Origin of the sequence: Halomonas sp. KM072, assembly GCF_050710315.1 — a bacterium.
Lineage (GTDB): Bacteria > Pseudomonadota > Gammaproteobacteria > Pseudomonadales > Halomonadaceae > Vreelandella > Vreelandella hamiltonii.
This window is the reverse complement of the sequence record NZ_CP136132.1, coordinates 557,506-573,357: the sequence shown is the minus strand read 5'-3', so window position 1 is coordinate 573,357 and position 15,852 is coordinate 557,506. Positions and strand designations below refer to the sequence as shown.

At 58.5% G+C, this 15,852-nt stretch carries 13 protein-coding genes; 7 read left to right on the top strand and 6 right to left on the bottom strand.

Annotated elements, in window-relative coordinates; translation table 11 throughout:
* Window positions 1-55: 55 nt before the first annotated feature.
* The 4 genes from RVM26_RS02685 to purE form a co-directional block, all read right to left on the bottom strand.
* The gene (locus RVM26_RS02685) at window positions 56-1,192 is read right to left on the bottom strand and encodes an RNA-guided endonuclease InsQ/TnpB family protein (RefSeq protein WP_044630674.1); all 1,137 of its coding nucleotides are present in this window, start codon (window positions 1,190-1,192) and stop codon (window positions 56-58) included.
* A 152-nt stretch (window positions 1,193-1,344) separates the two neighbouring features.
* Entirely contained in the window at window positions 1,345-2,664 is a 1,320-nt protein-coding gene (locus RVM26_RS02680) for an IS4 family transposase (protein WP_498940643.1), read from the bottom strand.
* Between the two features lie 130 nt (window positions 2,665-2,794).
* Complete coding sequence (locus tag RVM26_RS02675) at window positions 2,795-3,940, bottom strand: 5-(carboxyamino)imidazole ribonucleotide synthase (protein WP_287808280.1); 1,146 nt, start codon at window positions 3,938-3,940, stop codon at window positions 2,795-2,797.
* Window positions 3,941-3,950: 10 nt separating this feature from the next.
* Window positions 3,951-4,478, bottom strand: a complete 528-nt coding sequence (gene purE / locus RVM26_RS02670) for a 5-(carboxyamino)imidazole ribonucleotide mutase (RefSeq protein ID WP_016916523.1) — start codon at window positions 4,476-4,478, stop codon at window positions 3,951-3,953.
* Window positions 4,479-4,696: 218 nt separating this feature from the next.
* On the opposite strand from purE, the gene RVM26_RS02665 reads away from it, so the two are divergent.
* The 5 genes from RVM26_RS02665 to RVM26_RS02645 all read left to right on the top strand — a co-directional run bounded on the left by RVM26_RS02665 (window position 4,697) and on the right by RVM26_RS02645 (window position 11,694).
* Window positions 4,697-4,969, top strand: coding sequence for an XRE family transcriptional regulator (locus RVM26_RS02665; protein WP_287808282.1), 273 nt, complete (start codon window positions 4,697-4,699; stop codon window positions 4,967-4,969).
* Window positions 4,970-5,224: 255 nt separating this feature from the next.
* Window positions 5,225-6,001, top strand: a complete 777-nt coding sequence (gene dsrO, locus RVM26_RS02660; RefSeq protein WP_137094539.1) for a sulfate reduction electron transfer complex DsrMKJOP subunit DsrO — start codon at window positions 5,225-5,227, stop codon at window positions 5,999-6,001.
* Window positions 5,985-7,178, top strand: coding sequence for a polysulfide reductase NrfD family protein (nrfD, locus tag RVM26_RS02655; protein WP_498940640.1), 1,194 nt, complete (start codon window positions 5,985-5,987; stop codon window positions 7,176-7,178). The genes dsrO and nrfD overlap by 17 nt, the downstream gene beginning before the upstream one ends.
* Window positions 7,171-10,236, top strand: coding sequence for a molybdopterin dinucleotide binding domain-containing protein (locus RVM26_RS02650; protein ID WP_498940638.1), 3,066 nt, complete (start codon window positions 7,171-7,173; stop codon window positions 10,234-10,236). The genes nrfD and RVM26_RS02650 overlap by 8 nt, the downstream gene beginning before the upstream one ends.
* 78 nt (window positions 10,237-10,314) lie before the next feature.
* Window positions 10,315-11,694, top strand: coding sequence for an IS1380 family transposase (locus tag RVM26_RS02645; protein ID WP_498938342.1), 1,380 nt, complete (start codon window positions 10,315-10,317; stop codon window positions 11,692-11,694).
* A gap of 314 nt (window positions 11,695-12,008) precedes the next feature.
* On the opposite strand, the gene chrA is transcribed toward RVM26_RS02645, so the two are convergent.
* Both chrA and ilvD read right to left on the bottom strand, forming a co-directional pair.
* Window positions 12,009-13,202 (bottom strand): chromate transporter, encoded by a 1,194-nt coding sequence (gene chrA / locus RVM26_RS02640; RefSeq protein ID WP_498940636.1) that lies wholly within the window; start codon window positions 13,200-13,202, stop codon window positions 12,009-12,011.
* A 101-nt stretch (window positions 13,203-13,303) separates the two neighbouring features.
* Window positions 13,304-14,989, bottom strand: coding sequence for a dihydroxy-acid dehydratase (gene ilvD, locus RVM26_RS02635; RefSeq protein WP_498940635.1), 1,686 nt, complete (start codon window positions 14,987-14,989; stop codon window positions 13,304-13,306).
* A gap of 168 nt (window positions 14,990-15,157) precedes the next feature.
* Between ilvD and RVM26_RS02630 the strand changes: the two genes are divergently transcribed.
* A complete protein-coding gene (locus RVM26_RS02630) occupies window positions 15,158-15,454 on the top strand; it encodes a type II toxin-antitoxin system RelE/ParE family toxin (protein ID WP_287808292.1) in 297 nt (98 codons plus the stop codon).
* A gap of 4 nt (window positions 15,455-15,458) precedes the next feature.
* The gene (locus RVM26_RS02625; RefSeq protein WP_287808294.1) at window positions 15,459-15,773 is read left to right on the top strand and encodes an addiction module antidote protein; all 315 of its coding nucleotides are present in this window, start codon (window positions 15,459-15,461) and stop codon (window positions 15,771-15,773) included.
* The last annotated feature ends 79 nt before the right edge of the window (window positions 15,774-15,852 follow it).

Below are 15,852 nucleotides of genomic sequence, written 5' to 3'. Positions count from 1 at the left end.
TTGGGCGAGGGTTCTGAGATCACCCCCAGAACCTTCCTGCTTCCACACGCCTTCACTAGATAGCAGCTAGGCCGCTGCCCTCCGCTCCGGTCGCTCCACAGGCTAACCCCGCCAGCCCGGCGGTTTGTATATTCCTGGCCGCGTTGATGTCGCGGTCAATGGGATAGCCGCAGCTTTCGCAGTGCCAGTGACGTTGCGACAGCGGCAGTTTCTCAACCTTGTAGCCACAGCCATGACACCGCTTGCTGCTGGGGAACCACTGGCTCACTTTCACCAGTTGGCGCCCCGCCCAGGCGGCCTTGTATTCCAGTTGCCGGACGAACTCACCCCACCCGGCATCGCTAATGGATTTAGAAAGCCGTCTATTCTTGATCATACCAATGATATTAAGTGACTCGACGCACAGGACTTGGTTTTCGTTAATGAGTGCGCGGGTCGCTTTGTGGGTAGCGTCACGGCGACAGTCGGCGATCTTGGCATGTAGCCGTGCCACTTTCCAACGGTGTTTGTTGCGGTTGTTTGAACCTGTCTGTTTTTTCGCCAACCGGCGCTGCAAGCAGGCCAGCTTCGCCTCGTAGCGTTTCAGATGACGCGGATTGCCCGATTTTGCGCCGTCACTGGTAATGAACAAATCGCTCAAGCCGAGGTCAATGCCGACCGTTTTGCGCGTGACCGGAAGCGCTTTTGGCACGAAATCACACAGGCAACTGATGAAGTAGCGTCCAGCACGATCGCGTGAAATCGTGATGGTAGAGGGTGCAGAGGGTAGTGACCGGCTCCATCGGATGGGTAACGGCGTCTTCGCTTTTGCGATAGTGATCTCACCATCCCGATAGCGGAACGCGGCCTTGGTCAGCCGGATCGACTGCCGGCAATCCTTGCGCTTGAAACGTGGGTAGCGCGCCTTGAGCTTTGGGTTGAAGAAGTTGTCGAAGGCGGCTTTCTGGTCGCGGAGCGTTTGCTGCAGGATCACGCTGGAAACATCCCGCAACCACGGAAACTCCGCCTTTAAGCCCACCAGTCGCTTTTCCGCCGATGAGTGCGAGACCGATTCACCGCGCTGCTGATACGCCTCGGTGCGATAGGCCAGGGTATTATTCCAGACAAAACGGGCACACCCGAACGACTGCGCCAGCAGCTCAGCCTGTTCGGAAGTGGGGTAGAACCGCTCTTTGTAGGCACGCTTTGTCATGCTGTATAAATATCAGGGTAATGAGGCGAAGTCAATCTGGCACCGCTACGCGGTGCGCGCTTGTATCACCGCCCGACTGGGCGATGCTTTACGCGCTGTTTGGTAAAAGTAGCCTTCGAACATGAAAAAGCCGCCTCTAAGGGTAATGCCAGTCAGTTAAGCCTGACTGGCATTTTTCTAACCGCATATTTTTGTGGTCGTGTCCGAACAGCACGCGGGTATGACCGTTCTCGTCTATCGGGTAACAAGAAGGAAGGCGCCATCTCTAGCATCGACCTCATGACCTCGGGAAGACGGCCAGGTGACACCGCCGGCAACATAGATAGCTCTTTGATAATAAAATGGGCAGCTTGGTGAAAGCTCAATTGATTGGGGTGAATGCTGTCCAGGCTGTAGGCCATTCGCGCCATCTGAAAGCGTATCAAGTTGTAGGCGAGCAACGTTCCCCATAACTCCTGGCGAACCATGTCCGGCGTACGACTACGCAGCGTGAGTCGGCTGCCCAGCAGTGACTGCTTCATTTCCCGGTAGCCCAGCTCGATTTCCCAGCGATAGCTATAAAGATCCACGATATCAGCAGCAGGAAAGCGCAGCGGATCGGTCATCGACGTCAGCACCTGAACTTCTTTTCCCTTGACCTTACGACGCATCAGACGTGCTTCTAACGTCGCGGGCAAGTCTGGCCATTTCGCTCGTGCTTGTGGGGATGTCGTCAGACGAACCAGTCGATCCTGACGTCCCAGCGAGTAGATCTCTTCATACTGCGCTCCCTTCCGTAACGGGATCATCCAGTGGCGCTGTTCGCCTGCTTGCTGCCACGCATGCAGCAGACCCAGCGAATAAAACCCACGGTCAAATAACGTCAGTGAGTGGTCAGGTGTACTGGCGATCAGGTCTGTCGTTAACGCCACTTCGCCCGTCGAGATGCTGTCAAACGCGGCGCCCGTGATTAGGTGGCTCGTCAGCTCCATTTGACACACCATCCGCACCTGCGGGTAGCTCGCTTCTCGGTAGGCGTTACGCGTACGTGTAAAAGCCGCTTGGTTGTCAGGCGTGTCAGGCGTTCGCCATACCACTCCGTCTACGCCTAGCAGCCTGAGACCACACCAATGAGGGTGAGGGGTTTGTTCGTGCCACAGGTCCTGCGTTTGCTCGAACGCACGTTTGACAGCCTCTACCCCGAGGCGTTGACGTGCTTGGACAACGGCGCTGGGTGCCACGAAAGGACGTTGGCCGGGTAAGACAATATCAAGCTGATGAACGACTTGCCCCATCGGGATGTGCCGGAACAAGGCCATGCCGACAATCGACCAGACCACCATCTCAAGCGGTAAACGGCGCTTACGCAAGGTGGCTACACCGGCGTGCGCTAGGCATTCGTCAATCAGCTCGGGGGAGAGAACATCCGCGAGGCTGGAGAAATGTTCAGGTGAAACGCGAGCGATGGCATCAATGGCCTGACTAAAATGCATAAAAATCCGGTATCAGAGAATCACTGATACCGGAATATCGCATTGTCAGCTCATTGATGAAACTCTTAACTGACTGGCATTAGCCTCTAAGGGCGGCTTAAGAGGCCATGACAGCCATCGAACGCACGTCTCAGAGCGAGTCGGCAAAGCTCCACTCGACCGCCGGAGCACCCGGCAGCAGTGCCTGGCAGGCGCGTACTTTTTCCAGCAGCTCGGCATGGCTGGCCGCCACGACGTTCACGTGGGCCAGCTTGCGCCCCGCCCGCTCGGCCTTGTCGTAGCGGTGCAGGTGGGTATGGGGAATCGCCAGCAGCGCGGGATTGTCTCCCTCTTGCCCAATCACGTTGACCATGCAGGTGGGGCCAATCGCCTGAGTCGAACCCAGCGGCAAGCCCTGTACGGCCCGCAGATGGTTTTCGAACTGGCTGGTCACCGCGCCGTCCATGGTCCAGTGGCCGGAGTTATGCACCCGCGGGGCCATCTCATTGGCCAGCAGGCTACCGTCGCGGGTCTGGAACAGCTCCAGCGCCAGCACGCCCACGTAATCCAGCTCATCCAGCAGCGCACGAATGTAGCCATCGGCGGTTTGCTGAACGCTGTTGTCCAGGTCGGGCAGCGGCGCCACCGAATAGCGCAAAATGCCGTCTACGTGCTGGTTCTCTGCCATGGGGTAAAACACCACTTCCCCATCGCGACCACGCACGGCAATCAGCGACACTTCGCGCACGAAATCGACGAAGGCTTCCACGATCAACCGGGAATGGCCAATCGACTCCCAGGCGGCCTGGGCCTGCTCTGGCGCTCTCAGCACCGCCTGGCCCTTGCCGTCGTACCCTTCGGTGACGGATTTGGCCACCACGGGGCAGCCCAGCTCAGTGGCAGCGGCCTGCAGCTGCTCGGCGCTCTCCACCACCCGGTAGGCAGGCGTCGGGATGCCCAGCCGGTCGAACAGCGCCTTCTCTTCCACGCGGTTCTGGCACACGGCAATGGCACGGCTGCTGGGGTAGACCGGCTTGTGCTGTTCGATCTGCTGCACCAGCGCCACGGGCAGGTGCTCGAACTCGTAGGTCACCACATCGACCTTGTCGAGGAACGCTGCCAGATGCTGGTTACCCGGGTCGACCACCACCTCACCGATACCGGCGCTAGGGTTGCCGGTGGTGTCCAGAAAGGTAAACGTGTTGCCCAGCGGGTAGCCCGCCAACGCCAGCATACGGCCCAGTTGCCCGGCACCCAGTACGCCAATGTGTTTTACGCGATTGCTATGCACGCTCATGATGGGCTTCCTATTGTGCCGATTCGCTGGCCGCAGGCGCATCCGGGCGGGGGTCCGGGTTATCCAGCACCAGCTGCGTTTGCTCTGCTCGGAAGGCCTCGACGGCCTGACGCACGGCGCTGTCCTGCAAGCCGACGATTTGCGCCGCCAGCAGCCCCGCATTGGTGGCCCCGGCTTTGCCGATGGCCAACGTGCCCACGGCAATGCCACCCGGCATTTGTGCAATGGAGAGCAGCGAATCCAGCCCCTTCAAGGCCTTGGACTCTACCGGCACACCCAGCACCGGCAGCGCCGTTTGCGAGGCCACCATGCCCGGCAGGTGCGCCGCGCCGCCAGCGCCCGCCACGATGACCTGAAGGCCACGTTCCGCTGCGCTTTTCGCATAGTCGAACAGCAGGTCCGGGGTACGGTGTGCCGAGACCACGCGGGTTTCGTAGGCAACACCCAGCCGTTCCAACATCGCCACCGCGTGCTCCATGACCGGCCAATCCGACTTCGACCCCATGATCACGCCCACCTTGGGTGCGCTGTTCGACATGCAATAACTCCTCGGCCCATGGCCTGTTCTAGCGAAAAACAGTGGAACGAGCCGCGTACAGGCTGCGGCTCATTGAAAAAATGGGAAGGGGCATAGTTTACCAGAGCCAGCGCGTTTGCGGGCTGTCTCATGGTCGTGAAATTTTCATCTAAATAGGCATTGAAAAGCGCGTGAGTTGGCGGCATTGTGTGTTTGTCATTTCAGACCCATGGAGTCACATGAGTACGGCATACTCGACTGCTCACGCAGAAGTGCAGGATCCTCCGCGAAGCAGCCCTGACCTCGATGTCAGGGATTTAGAAAAACGTACGCGCCTCATGCGTATTATTACCCGTCTGATCGCCGTATCAGATCTGGGAAGCCGCGAAATAGCCCGCCAAGCTGGCTTACCCGTTCAAAAGATCAGCGACCTGCTCGCCGGAAGGCTAGAGCATCTGGACATCGATGAACTCAATGTCCTGCGTCGCACCCTAGAGCTGGAGGCGCCATAGCAACAGCTACTACATCAGAATCTACCCCCTTTCGATACAGGCTGGCCCATTGGGTCAGCCTGTTTTTGTTTGTCACGCTTAATAGGACGTCTTTCATGAAAACAATCAGTTAGCGTTTTAAGATTAAGTGAGCATTAAGAAAAGCGCACTAACTCATTGACGAGAATCAACTTTCCCCTTCAACGTAAGGCGTAGTCTTAGCGTACCCCGACCATTCGCCCCTGCGAATGACGTTTTACCCGCTAAGGAGGCGCTATGGACGCCATACGCCGCTCGCTACTCGGCCAGCTGGCCCGCTTAAGTGCAGGCGCTGCACTGGTACCCTTTTCTAGCCTTGCCCAAGCAGGCATTAATCAGCAGCCTGCCCGGCGCGAAGGTGATCCCACAAAGCGCTACGGCATGCTGATTGATCTTCGCCAGTGCATCGGCTGCCAGGCTTGCACGGTGTCGTGCCATATTGAGAACGCCGCCCCGCTTGGTCAGTTTCGCACCACGGTCTCCCAGTACGAAGTGCAGCACCAGGAGAGCGGTGAACTGGCCACGTTTATGCTGCCCAGGCTGTGCAATCACTGCGAAAACCCGCCCTGCGTACCCGTTTGCCCCGTTGAAGCTACCTACCAACAGCAGGATGGCATCGTGGTGGTGGACAGCGACCGCTGCGTGGGCTGCGCTTATTGCGTTAACGCCTGCCCTTACGACGCCCGCTTTATTAACGAGCGTACCCAAACCGCCGACAAATGCACGTTCTGCGCGCACCGTTTAGAGGCAGGGCTACTGCCCGCGTGTGTTGAAAGCTGTGTTGGAGGTGCGCGGATTATTGGTGATATGCGCAATCCTGACAGCCAAATCAGCCGCATGATTCAAGAACACCGTGATGCACTGATGGTACTTCAGCCAGAAAAAAACACGCTTCCCCAAGTGTTCTACCTCGGGATGGATGAACGCTTCACTACACGCCCCGTGGCGGAACCCGTGGCGCTTGAAGTGTTTGATCCCCACGGCCAGGAGATGGGCTATGAATTCCACCATTGAACTGCTCGCCCCGCGTTATGACATTGCCTGGTACCCCTGGGCAGTACAGTACTTTTTCATGATCGCCGTCTCCTACGCGAGTCTCTGGCTTGCAGCCCCCGCGTTAATCTTCGGCAAAAAAGCGTGGCTGCCCACCGCACGTCTTGCACTCATCGCTTGCGTCAGCACCACGCTGGTCGCACCTGTTGCACTACTTGCAGATCTACACCAACCGCTGCGCTTTTGGCACTTTTATGCTCACGCCAACACCCACTCGTGGATGTCCATCGGCAGCGTGGTTCTGCCGCTTTATCTCGTCAGCGTACTGGGCCTTGCCTGGCTGGCTTGGCGCCCGGCGCTCCAGGCCCGGCGAAATGCGCCAGGGCTGAGCGGATGGATGGCTAAATGGCTAAGCCTGGGCGATAGCGCTACTCCAAGGGCGCTGGTGGCCATCGTGGGACTAGCCGCACTACTGCTTTCCAGCGGCATTATGCTTTATACCGGCGCGGAGCTTGCCATTGTGAAAGCACGCCCGCTATGGAACACCGTATGGCTTCCGCCCATGCTGGTCGCGACAGGCTTCATCGCGGCAGCAGGGCTTTTGCTGGTACTCAACCGGGTAAGCGGGCTGTGTTCGCACGCCACCGTTCGGCAAATGCTGTATGTCCTACTTGCCTTCTGTGCCGTGGCGGGTTTAATCGCGGCTAGCTGGTTCCTGGATGGTATTAACGCCAACGTTGGCTCGGTCGCAGCAGCGCTGGAGTCTGTTCGTCACAGCCCTTCCTGGCGTAGCACCGCGCTGTGGGGCGGTACTACTGGCATAACGCTCTTTATAGCGGTGGCGTGGTTACTCTCACGCTCTACCCAACGCCAACCCGCACTGTTTGCCTGGGCTTGGCTACTCGGTTTAGTAGCTATTCATATGGGCTGGATGTTCCGTTGGGTGGTGCTGATGGACGTTCAGCACGTCGCCCGTAACAGCGCAGGCTTTCACCACTATGGCATCCCCGCTGGCTCTTCCGGACTGTTAGGTATTGTCGGTACGTTTGGGCTTTGGCTCGCCGCTATCTTACTGATTGAGCTATTTATCCCATGGCGGCAAGCCCAGCAAGGTGGCGTTAAACCGCCGCCCTCTTTCGACACCAATACACCCAGTGACTCGCTTAACGCCGAACAAGGAGCGCCTAACCATGGCTAAGTCTGCTCAAGACCCCTCACGCCGCCGGTTTCTCAAAGGCGCTGCTGCCGCAGGCGGTGCCGCCACCTTTGCAGTAGGTTACGCTGACCCGCTTGCCAAGATGGCCAAAGGACTCAGTGGCAGCGCGGGGGAAAAACCCAAGCACAACATTCACGGCAACTCGCTCACACCGGAGTACCGCGTTGACTTAGCCACTGGCGAGCTAACCCTCACTCCCAACCAACGCACCGCCTTTACCATTTGCTACGGCTGCACCACCCAGTGTGGGGTGCGAGTGAGGGTTGATGACACAAAGGGCGAAGTGCTGCGGGTATCTGGCAATCCTTACCATCCGCTCTCTGCAGATGACCATTTACCGATGCGCACCCCAGTGGCCGATGCGCTTCGCAGCGTCAGCGCCTACGGCGAACAGGGGCAGGTTAACCGCTCTACCGCCTGCGCCCGCGGAAATGCCATGATGAGCCAGATCACTAACCCGTTCCGTATCGACCACTGCTTGAAGCGCGTTGGCGAGCGCGGTAATCGGGAGTGGCAAAAAATCTCGTTTGAACAGCTGATTGAAGAGATTTGTGAGGGGGGCGATCTGTTTGGTGAAGGCCATGTAGATGGGCTGCGCGCCATTCACGACCACGACACGCCTATCGACCCTGCCAATCCAGAGTACGGCCCCAAGGCGAATCAGCTGATGGTCATGGAAGCCACCGACTACGGGCGCTCAGATTTACTCAAGCGCTTCACGCTCAACGCCTTTGCTACCCGCAACTACGGCCACCACGGTGCTTATTGCGGCTTGGCGTTCCGCATGGGGTCGGGGGCCGTGATGAACAATATTGTCACCAATGCCCATGTAAAACCCGACATTCAGAACGCACAGTTCATCATGTATATCGGCTGCGCGCCTAGCCAAGCAGGCAACCCGTTTAAGCGTCAGGGCCGCTTGCTTGCTCAGGCACGCGCTTCAGGAACCCTTGAGTACGTGGTAGTCGACCCCGCGCTAAATGCCGCCACTTCCCACGCGGCGGATAATAACCGCTGGGTGCCCATTCGCCCCGGTACCGACAGCGCCTTTGCCATGGCGATGATTCAGTGGCTACTGGATAACGAGGGTTACGCCAGCGACTTCCTCGCCCTGCCGGGCCAGACCGCTGCCGATGCCGCAGGTGAGACCACCCACTCCAACGCGACGCATTTGGTCATTGATACGTTCGAACATCCGCGCCGTGGCTACTTTTTGCGCGCCAGCGATTTGGGTCTTGCTGAGGCCGATAGTGATGCGGATATTCCCGTCGTCGTGTCAGGCGGCGAATTCGCGCTCAGCGAAGATGTCATGGCCGCCGAGCTATTTGCCGAGCGCGCAGTGGAGCTTGCCGATGGCAGCACCGTCACCGTTAAAACCAGCCTAACGCTGCTGCGTGAATCGGCCCATGAATACGACATGGACACCTATGCTGAACATTGTGGTATTCCCAAAGCGACGATTATCGACTTAGCCAAAAAGTATGCCAGCCACGGCCGTAAGGCCGCCGTTAACTGCCACGGCGGTATGATGTCAGGCAACGGCTTCTACGCTGCTTTTGGCGTTCAAATGCTCAACCTGTTGGCAGCCAACTACAACATGAAAGGCGGCAGCGCGGTGGGCGGCGGCACCTATAAAGGCACCGGTGAAGGCCCACGCTACGACTTAGCCAATTTCCCCGGCAAGCGTGGCCCGCAGGGCGTTTTTCTCTCGCGCTCACGTTTCCCCTATGAAAAATCGTCGGAGTATCAACGCAAGGTAGCGGCTGGCGAACCCCCCTACCCTGCTAAGGCTCCTTGGCGCTCGCTCGCGCCGCCAACACTCACCGAACATTTACCTTCCGCGCTGGATGGCTACCCTTACCCCATTAAAGCGGTGATTGGCTGCATGGCTAACCCGATTTATGGCCAAGCGGGCTTAAAAGGCGTGATTGTTGATAAGTTGAAAGACCCCAAGCGCTTGGGGCTGTTTGTCGCGGTTGATGGCTTTATCAACGAGACCAACCGCTACGCCGATTACATCGTACCGGATTCAGTGATGTACGAAGTATGGGGCTTTGCAGGCTCCTGGAAAGGCACGCTAGGCAAGCTGACCACCGCGTGCTGGCCGGTGGTTGAACCGCGCCAACAAAAAACCGCCGAAGGCGAGCCGGTGTCTATGGATAGCTTCTTTATCGCCGTAGCTAAACGGCTGGGGCTGCCGGGCTTCGGTGATAACGCCATCCCCGATACCGATGGCAATCTGCACCCCCTCAACCGCGCTGAAGATTACTACTTGCGGGCAGCGGCCAATATTGCCTTCCAAGAGACGCCGCTACCAGAAGCGAACGAAACTGACGTTGCCCATAGTGGCATTGCACCGCTGCTGCCTAAGCTTGAACGTACGCTGAAAGCCGACGAGCGCAGCCGTGTGGCCTATCTGTACGCACGGGGTGGACGTTTTGAAGATGCCAGTGAACACTTCGTAGGCCAACATTTAAAACGCCAGTGGAAAGAAACCCTGTGTGTCTATAACGAAGCGGTTGGCACCAGCATTGATACCACCAATGGGCTGCCAAACCGGGGCGTACCGTGTCACTCGCTGCCTCAAATGGCGAATAAGCAGCCCATGCGGGAGATCTTCTCAGAGCAAGAGTGGCCGTTACTGGCATTCTCGTTCAAATCCAATCTGATGAACTCCTACGCCATCGGTAACGAACGGCTGCGGATGATCAAGCCCTACAACCCCGTGCAAATGCACCGCCAAGATGCCGAACGCTTTGGCATTCAGCACGGCGACACCATTCGCATTGAAAGCCCTGGCGGCAGCGTGGTGGGGCTAGCCCTGGTAAGCGAAAGCGTTGTGCCCGGCGCACTGGGTATTGAACACGGCTACGGTCATAAAGATTTAGGCGCCACACCACACATCATTGACGGTGAACCCCAGCCTGATATGCCGTGGATGCGGGCAGGCATCAACATCAACGACTTGGGGTTTAAAGACCCTACGCGGGCGGTAGACGGCACTTGGCTTGAACCCGGCTTATTCATGAGGCAGGCCTGAAAACGAAGATAGCGGATGGTATTCTCTATAAAAATCAGTGCATTTCGCCAAGAATCTGATTCAAGAGGACCATCCGCTATGGGTGAAAGCATATCTCCCTGGATTCCGACCTGCAACGGATCTATACGCGTTGAGCTCGACGGCCAACGCACCACCAGCGACAGCGGCGCTTTGCTGCTGCGTGAAGCCCTCGACAACAGCGGCCTGATCGACGCGCTGGAGGATAACTTGGTCGATAGACGCAACCCACTACGTATCCGTCACTCCCTGGCCAGTCAGCTGCGAACGCTGGTGCTGCAGCGCGCGATGGGCTGGATCGACCTCAGCGATACCGACACGCTGCGCCGTGACCCGCTCTGGCAACTGGCCTGCAGCGATGCGCGCGGCATGACGCCATTGGCTCAAGATCGGCCCTCTCAAGCCACATTATCGCGGCTGCTGGCATGTCTCGGGCGTAGCGACAACATCGATGCCGTACACGAAGGCCTGCTGCGACTGGTAGTCTGGCGTCTGACCTCGCTGGAAAAGGGCAAACGCCCTCATCAGCTGACACTGGACATCGATGGTCTGCCGATTGAGGCTCACGGTCACCAGGGCGGCTCGGCCTATCATGGCCTTTACGGGGCCCGCATCTACTCGCCGCTGGTCGCATCGTTGGCGGAGACCGGCGACATGGTGGGCGGCTTGCTGCGGGAGGGCAATGCCGGCCCAGCCGAGGATGCCGACACCTGGATCCCGCATCTAGTACGGCGACTCAACGAGAGCACCGGTGCCCAGGTGCGAGTGCGCATCGACGCTGGCTTCACTGACAATGCGACATTGGAGGCCTTGGAAGAGCGCGACATCGAGTACCTGGGTCGGCTGCGTAGCCATACAGGTCTGCAGAAGCTGGCAGCGCCCTATCTCAAGCGACCGAGTGGCCGACCACCTGAGCAGCCTCGTGAATGGTGCCACGATCTGGAGTATCAAGCGGGCTCCTGGTCGGCACCGCGTCGCGTGGTGCTGGTGGTGCAGGAACGCCCCGATGACCTGCTGCTGCATGCCTTCTTCCTGGTCACCAACCTCGGCAAGTTCGACTGGCCGCCGGAGAAGGTTCTGGCGCTCTACCGTAAGCGCGGCAGTGCCGAGGCGCACATGGGCGAGGTGAAATCAGCACTCGACGTGCATCTCTCCTCGACCGACCGCGGCGCTTCCACCGTTCAAGAGGTGATGGCCCGCAACGAAGTGAGCCTGCTACTGAGTCTCTACGCCTACCAGGTCTTGCATGGACTGCGCTGCCTCCTGGAGCGGCAAACCCACCAGGGCTGGAGCCTGAGCCGGATGCGCGAGCAAGTCCTCAAGATCGCGTCCACTATCTCGCTACACGCCCGGCGCATCACTGTTCACCTTGGCGATGCCGCTGACAAATGGTGGCCCACCTTGCTTAAGGGGCTACCGAAGCTGACCGCACTGAGCTGATACACGGTTGATATCACAACCGATCCAAGCGCAAGGCGGCCATCACGATGGCTGGCGATCACGGCTGCCCTGATGGCCGGAATCGATTACTGAAGGTTATATAGCAACAAAGAAACCGTACTGTTTGGGTATATATCGGCAGGTATTCACACCGCAAATACGGCTGCTGGGAGTCGGTGCCAGCAACCTGGGGCTTCGCGATGCTCAATCAGCATACTCATGAATAAGCCGGGTTGAACCGATTAGCGGCGCCAGCGTGCGCCAAGGCCTACCGGTTAAAGTAAGCCGCGTATAAACCGGCTGGGGTAGTGATGCTACAGCGTGATCACTACCCCACCCAAAGCGACGACGATCACGACTACCCATGCAGGCAACTTCCATACGGTGAGCAGCATAAAGCCCGTCAACGCCAGCACGAACTCGTAAGGCCCAATAATGGCACTGGTCCACACCGGCTGATACAGCGCCGCGCCTAAAATCCCCACCACCGCCGCATTGGCACCGCGCATCAGCGCTTGAGCACTGCCCCACTGGCGAAACTGATTCCAAAATGGCAGCACGCCGACCAGCAGCAAAAACCCCGGTACAAAAATCGCCAGCAGCGCCAGTAACGCGCCAATCACGCTGGGAATTCCCGGCAGCAGCGCCCCTAAATATGCAGCAAACGTAAAAAGCGGCCCCGGCACCGCCTGCGCTGCGCCGTAACCCGCTAAGAATTCATCTGCCGTGACCCAACCCGATTGCACTACTTCCGCTTCCAGCAGCGGCAGCACCACATGGCCACCGCCAAACACCAGCGCGCCTGAACGGTAGAACGCATCGACGACGTTCAACCAACCCGCACTCGCCGCCAACAGCGGTAAGAGCACCAACAGCCCCGCGAATATTAGTAACGCCAGCGTGCCCGCTTGGCGTGTCACCGGGAAGTGTAGCGATTCGCTAGACGATGCTGCAGCGCTTTGGCGACAAAGCAGCAGCCCCGCCACGCCGCCCAGCACAATCGCCGCCACCTGCCCCAACGGCCCGCTAACCAGCACCACCGCGAACACCGCTGCCAGGGCAATTCCCGTGCGGGTTTTATCCGGGCAGAGGTTGCGCGCCATGCCCCACACCGCGTGGGCCACAATAGCCACCGCCACCACTTTCAAGCCGTGAATGATGCCGCTGGCCACCGGGCCATCCAGCACTGCCGCGCCCAATGCAAACAGCACCAGCACGATGGCAGAGGGCAGCGTAAACGCCAGCCACGCCATCGCCGCCCCCCAGGGGCCTGCGCGCATCAACCCTAAGGCAAAGCCTACCTGGCTACTGGCTGGCCCCGGCAAGAACTGGCACAGCGCGACCAAATCCGCGTAGGCCTGCTCGCTGAGCCACTGGCGGCGTTCAACAAACGCCGTACGAAAGTAGCCCAGGTGCGCCACCGGCCCGCCAAAGGAGGTCAGCCCCAGCGCTAAAAATGCCCAAAAAACCTCGCTGGCTCGTCCTCGTATCTTATTCTCTACCGCCATCGTACCCACCGTTTACTCATTAAAAAGCGCAAGGCATTAAGGGTACGCCTTGCGCTTGACGACTTAGTGACAGCCTAACCGTGCCGGTGACTCTTCACAGGTTACTCTTGGTCGGTCACCGCACCGGTACTGGCCGAGCTGACCAATTTGGCATACTTCGCCAATACGCCTTTACGATAGCGCGGCTCAGGCTGTTGCCAGGCCGCACGGCGGCGCATCATCTCCTCATCGCTGATATGCACATCAATGGTATCGGCTTCGGCATCAATGGTGATCGGGTCACCATCTTCCACCAGCGCCAGCGGGCCACCTTCGAAGGCTTCCGGGGACACATGCCCCACCACGAAACCGTGGCTGCCGCCGGAGAAGCGGCCGTCGGTAATCAGCGCCACATCGTTGCCCAAGCCACGGCCCATAATGGCTGAGGTAGGCGTGAGCATTTCTCGCATGCCAGGGCCGCCTTTCGGGCCTTCGTAGCGAATCACCACCACATCGCCCGCCACTACGGTGCCATCGTTAATGCGCGCCTGGGCTTCCTCTTCCGAGCCGAATACCCGCGCCGAGCCGCTAAAGCGCGTGCCCTCTTTACCGGTAATTTTAGCCACCGCCCCTTCCGGCGCTAAGTTGCCAAACAGAATACGCAGGTGGCTTTCGGCTTTAATCGGGTTACCCAGCGGCGCGATGATTTGCTGATCCATCGGGTACGGCTCGACGTTAGCGAGGTTCTCCGCCAGCGTTTTACCGGTTACGGTTAAGCAATCGCCATTTAGCAGCCCAGCATCCAGCAGAATTTTCATCAGCGGCTGAATACCGCCAATCGCCACCAACTCGCTCATCATGTAGTGGCCGCTGGGGCGCAGGTCGGCCAGTACTGGCACGCGCTTACCGATCTCGGTGAAGTCCGCCAGGGTCAGCTCGACACCGATGGTGCGCGCCATGCCAATCAGGTGCAGCACCGCATTGGTGGAACCACCCAGGGCAATCACCACGGTCACGGCGTTCTCGAACGCCTCGCGGGTCATGATATCGGAGGGTTTGATGTCTTGAGCCAGCAGCGCCAGCACGGCTTCGCCAGCGGCTTTGCAGTCATCGCGTTTCTCTTGGGAGATGGCATTCTGCGCCGAGCTTCCCGGCAGGCTCATACCCAGTGCTTCAATGGCCGAAGCCATGGTGTTGGCGGTGTACATGCCCCCACAGGAGCCAGGGCCAGGAATGGCGGTCTCTTCGATGTTTTTCAGCTCGATTAGGTCGATGTCGCCACGGGAGTGGGCGCCCATGGCCTCAAACACCGAGACAATATCGGTGTGGCCCTTGCCGGGCATAATGGTGCCGCCATAAACGAACACGCTGGGGCGATCCAACCGCGCCAAGCCCATAATGCAGCCCGGCATGTTCTTATCGCAGCCGCCAATCGCCACCAGGCCATCAAAGCCTTCGCAGCCCGCCACGGTTTCAATCGAATCCGCAATCACTTCCCGCGAGACCAGCGAGTACTTCATGCCTTCGGTGCCGTTGGCAATACCATCGGAAATGGTGATGGTATTAAAAATCACCCCTTTGCCACCGGCAGCATCAACCCCATCCCGTGCAAACTCTGCCAGCTCACCGATATGGCTATTACACGGCGTCACCATGCTCCAGGTGGACGCTACGCCCACCTGGGGCTTTTGAAAATCGTCGTCGTTGAAGCCCACGGCGCGCAGCATAGCGCGGCTAGCCGCTTTACCGGGGCCATCCACCACCTGGGCAGAGTGGCGGCGGGTATTATGGTTGGTCGGCTCGGTCATCACGGACTCCTCTCAATGGCATGGCAAAGGCCACAGCTTGGCGATATATCTTACATCCCGCAAGCTGCTTAACTGATGGCGCTAACGCAGTCACTGGCATCGTGCTTTATTTCTCACAAAATGTTAACCAAAGTTGACACTTAACATACTGCCAACTACAGTTATCAGATGATCGAGTTAATCAAAACCGATGTCTTCGATGGGTGGCTGCGCGAACTTCGCGATATTCGTGCCCGCGCCAAAATTGAAGCCCGCGTCCGCCGTCTGAGCCTGGGTAACCCGGGCGATGTAAAACCGGTCGGCAAAGGCGTTTCCGAGCTACGCATTCCCTATGGTCCAGGCTATCGGGTCTATTTTATGAACAAAGGGCCAGTAATCGTAGTGCTACTGTGCGGTGGTGATAAAGCCAGCCAATCCCACGATATCGAGCAGGCCAAAGCCATCGCCGCCCAATGGAAGGAGTAACCTCATGACCGTTCCTACTGTCACTTTCAGTCATTACGATACTGCTGATTATCTTCAAACCGAAGAAGATATTGCCGCTTATCTAGATGCCGTCATGGAAGAAAATGATCCCGCCCTGCTGGCTGCCGCTCTCGGCGATATCGCCCGTGCACGCAACATGAGCCAGCTCGCCAAAGACGTTGGCATGAGCCGCGAAGGACTCTATAAGGCTCTTTCAGGTGAAGGCAATCCGGCCTTCTCGACCATCAGCAAAATCGCTAATTCTTTAGGCATGCGGCTTTCCATTAAGCCCCTGTCACAGCCAGAAGCACGCAACTAAAACATCCCATACACCGTCTACCTTCATCTTATGGCACCATAGCGTCACTGCTACCCGTGACGCTGATTGCCGTGAAGGA

What these genes read in the sequence shown, in the direction of transcription:
- RVM26_RS02685 (WP_044630674.1), bottom strand. Translation starts at nt 1,192, where the DNA reads ATGACAAAGCGTGCCTACAAAGAGCGGTTCTACCCCACTTCCGAACAG.
- RVM26_RS02680 (WP_498940643.1), bottom strand. Translation starts at nt 2,664, where the DNA reads ATGCATTTTAGTCAGGCCATTGATGCCATCGCTCGCGTTTCACCTGAA.
- RVM26_RS02675 (WP_287808280.1), bottom strand. Translation starts at nt 3,940, where the DNA reads ATGAGCGTGCATAGCAATCGCGTAAAACACATTGGCGTACTGGGTGCC.
- purE (WP_016916523.1), bottom strand. Translation starts at nt 4,478, where the DNA reads ATGTCGAACAGCGCACCCAAGGTGGGCGTGATCATGGGGTCGAAGTCG.
- RVM26_RS02665 (WP_287808282.1), top strand. Translation starts at nt 4,697, where the DNA reads ATGAGTACGGCATACTCGACTGCTCACGCAGAAGTGCAGGATCCTCCG.
- dsrO (WP_137094539.1), top strand. Translation starts at nt 5,225, where the DNA reads ATGGACGCCATACGCCGCTCGCTACTCGGCCAGCTGGCCCGCTTAAGT.
- nrfD (WP_498940640.1), top strand. Translation starts at nt 5,985, where the DNA reads ATGAATTCCACCATTGAACTGCTCGCCCCGCGTTATGACATTGCCTGG.
- RVM26_RS02650 (WP_498940638.1), top strand. Translation starts at nt 7,171, where the DNA reads ATGGCTAAGTCTGCTCAAGACCCCTCACGCCGCCGGTTTCTCAAAGGC.
- RVM26_RS02645 (WP_498938342.1), top strand. Translation starts at nt 10,315, where the DNA reads ATGGGTGAAAGCATATCTCCCTGGATTCCGACCTGCAACGGATCTATA.
- chrA (WP_498940636.1), bottom strand. Translation starts at nt 13,202, where the DNA reads ATGGCGGTAGAGAATAAGATACGAGGACGAGCCAGCGAGGTTTTTTGG.
- ilvD (WP_498940635.1), bottom strand. Translation starts at nt 14,989, where the DNA reads ATGACCGAGCCGACCAACCATAATACCCGCCGCCACTCTGCCCAGGTG.
- RVM26_RS02630 (WP_287808292.1), top strand. Translation starts at nt 15,158, where the DNA reads ATGATCGAGTTAATCAAAACCGATGTCTTCGATGGGTGGCTGCGCGAA.
- RVM26_RS02625 (WP_287808294.1), top strand. Translation starts at nt 15,459, where the DNA reads ATGACCGTTCCTACTGTCACTTTCAGTCATTACGATACTGCTGATTAT.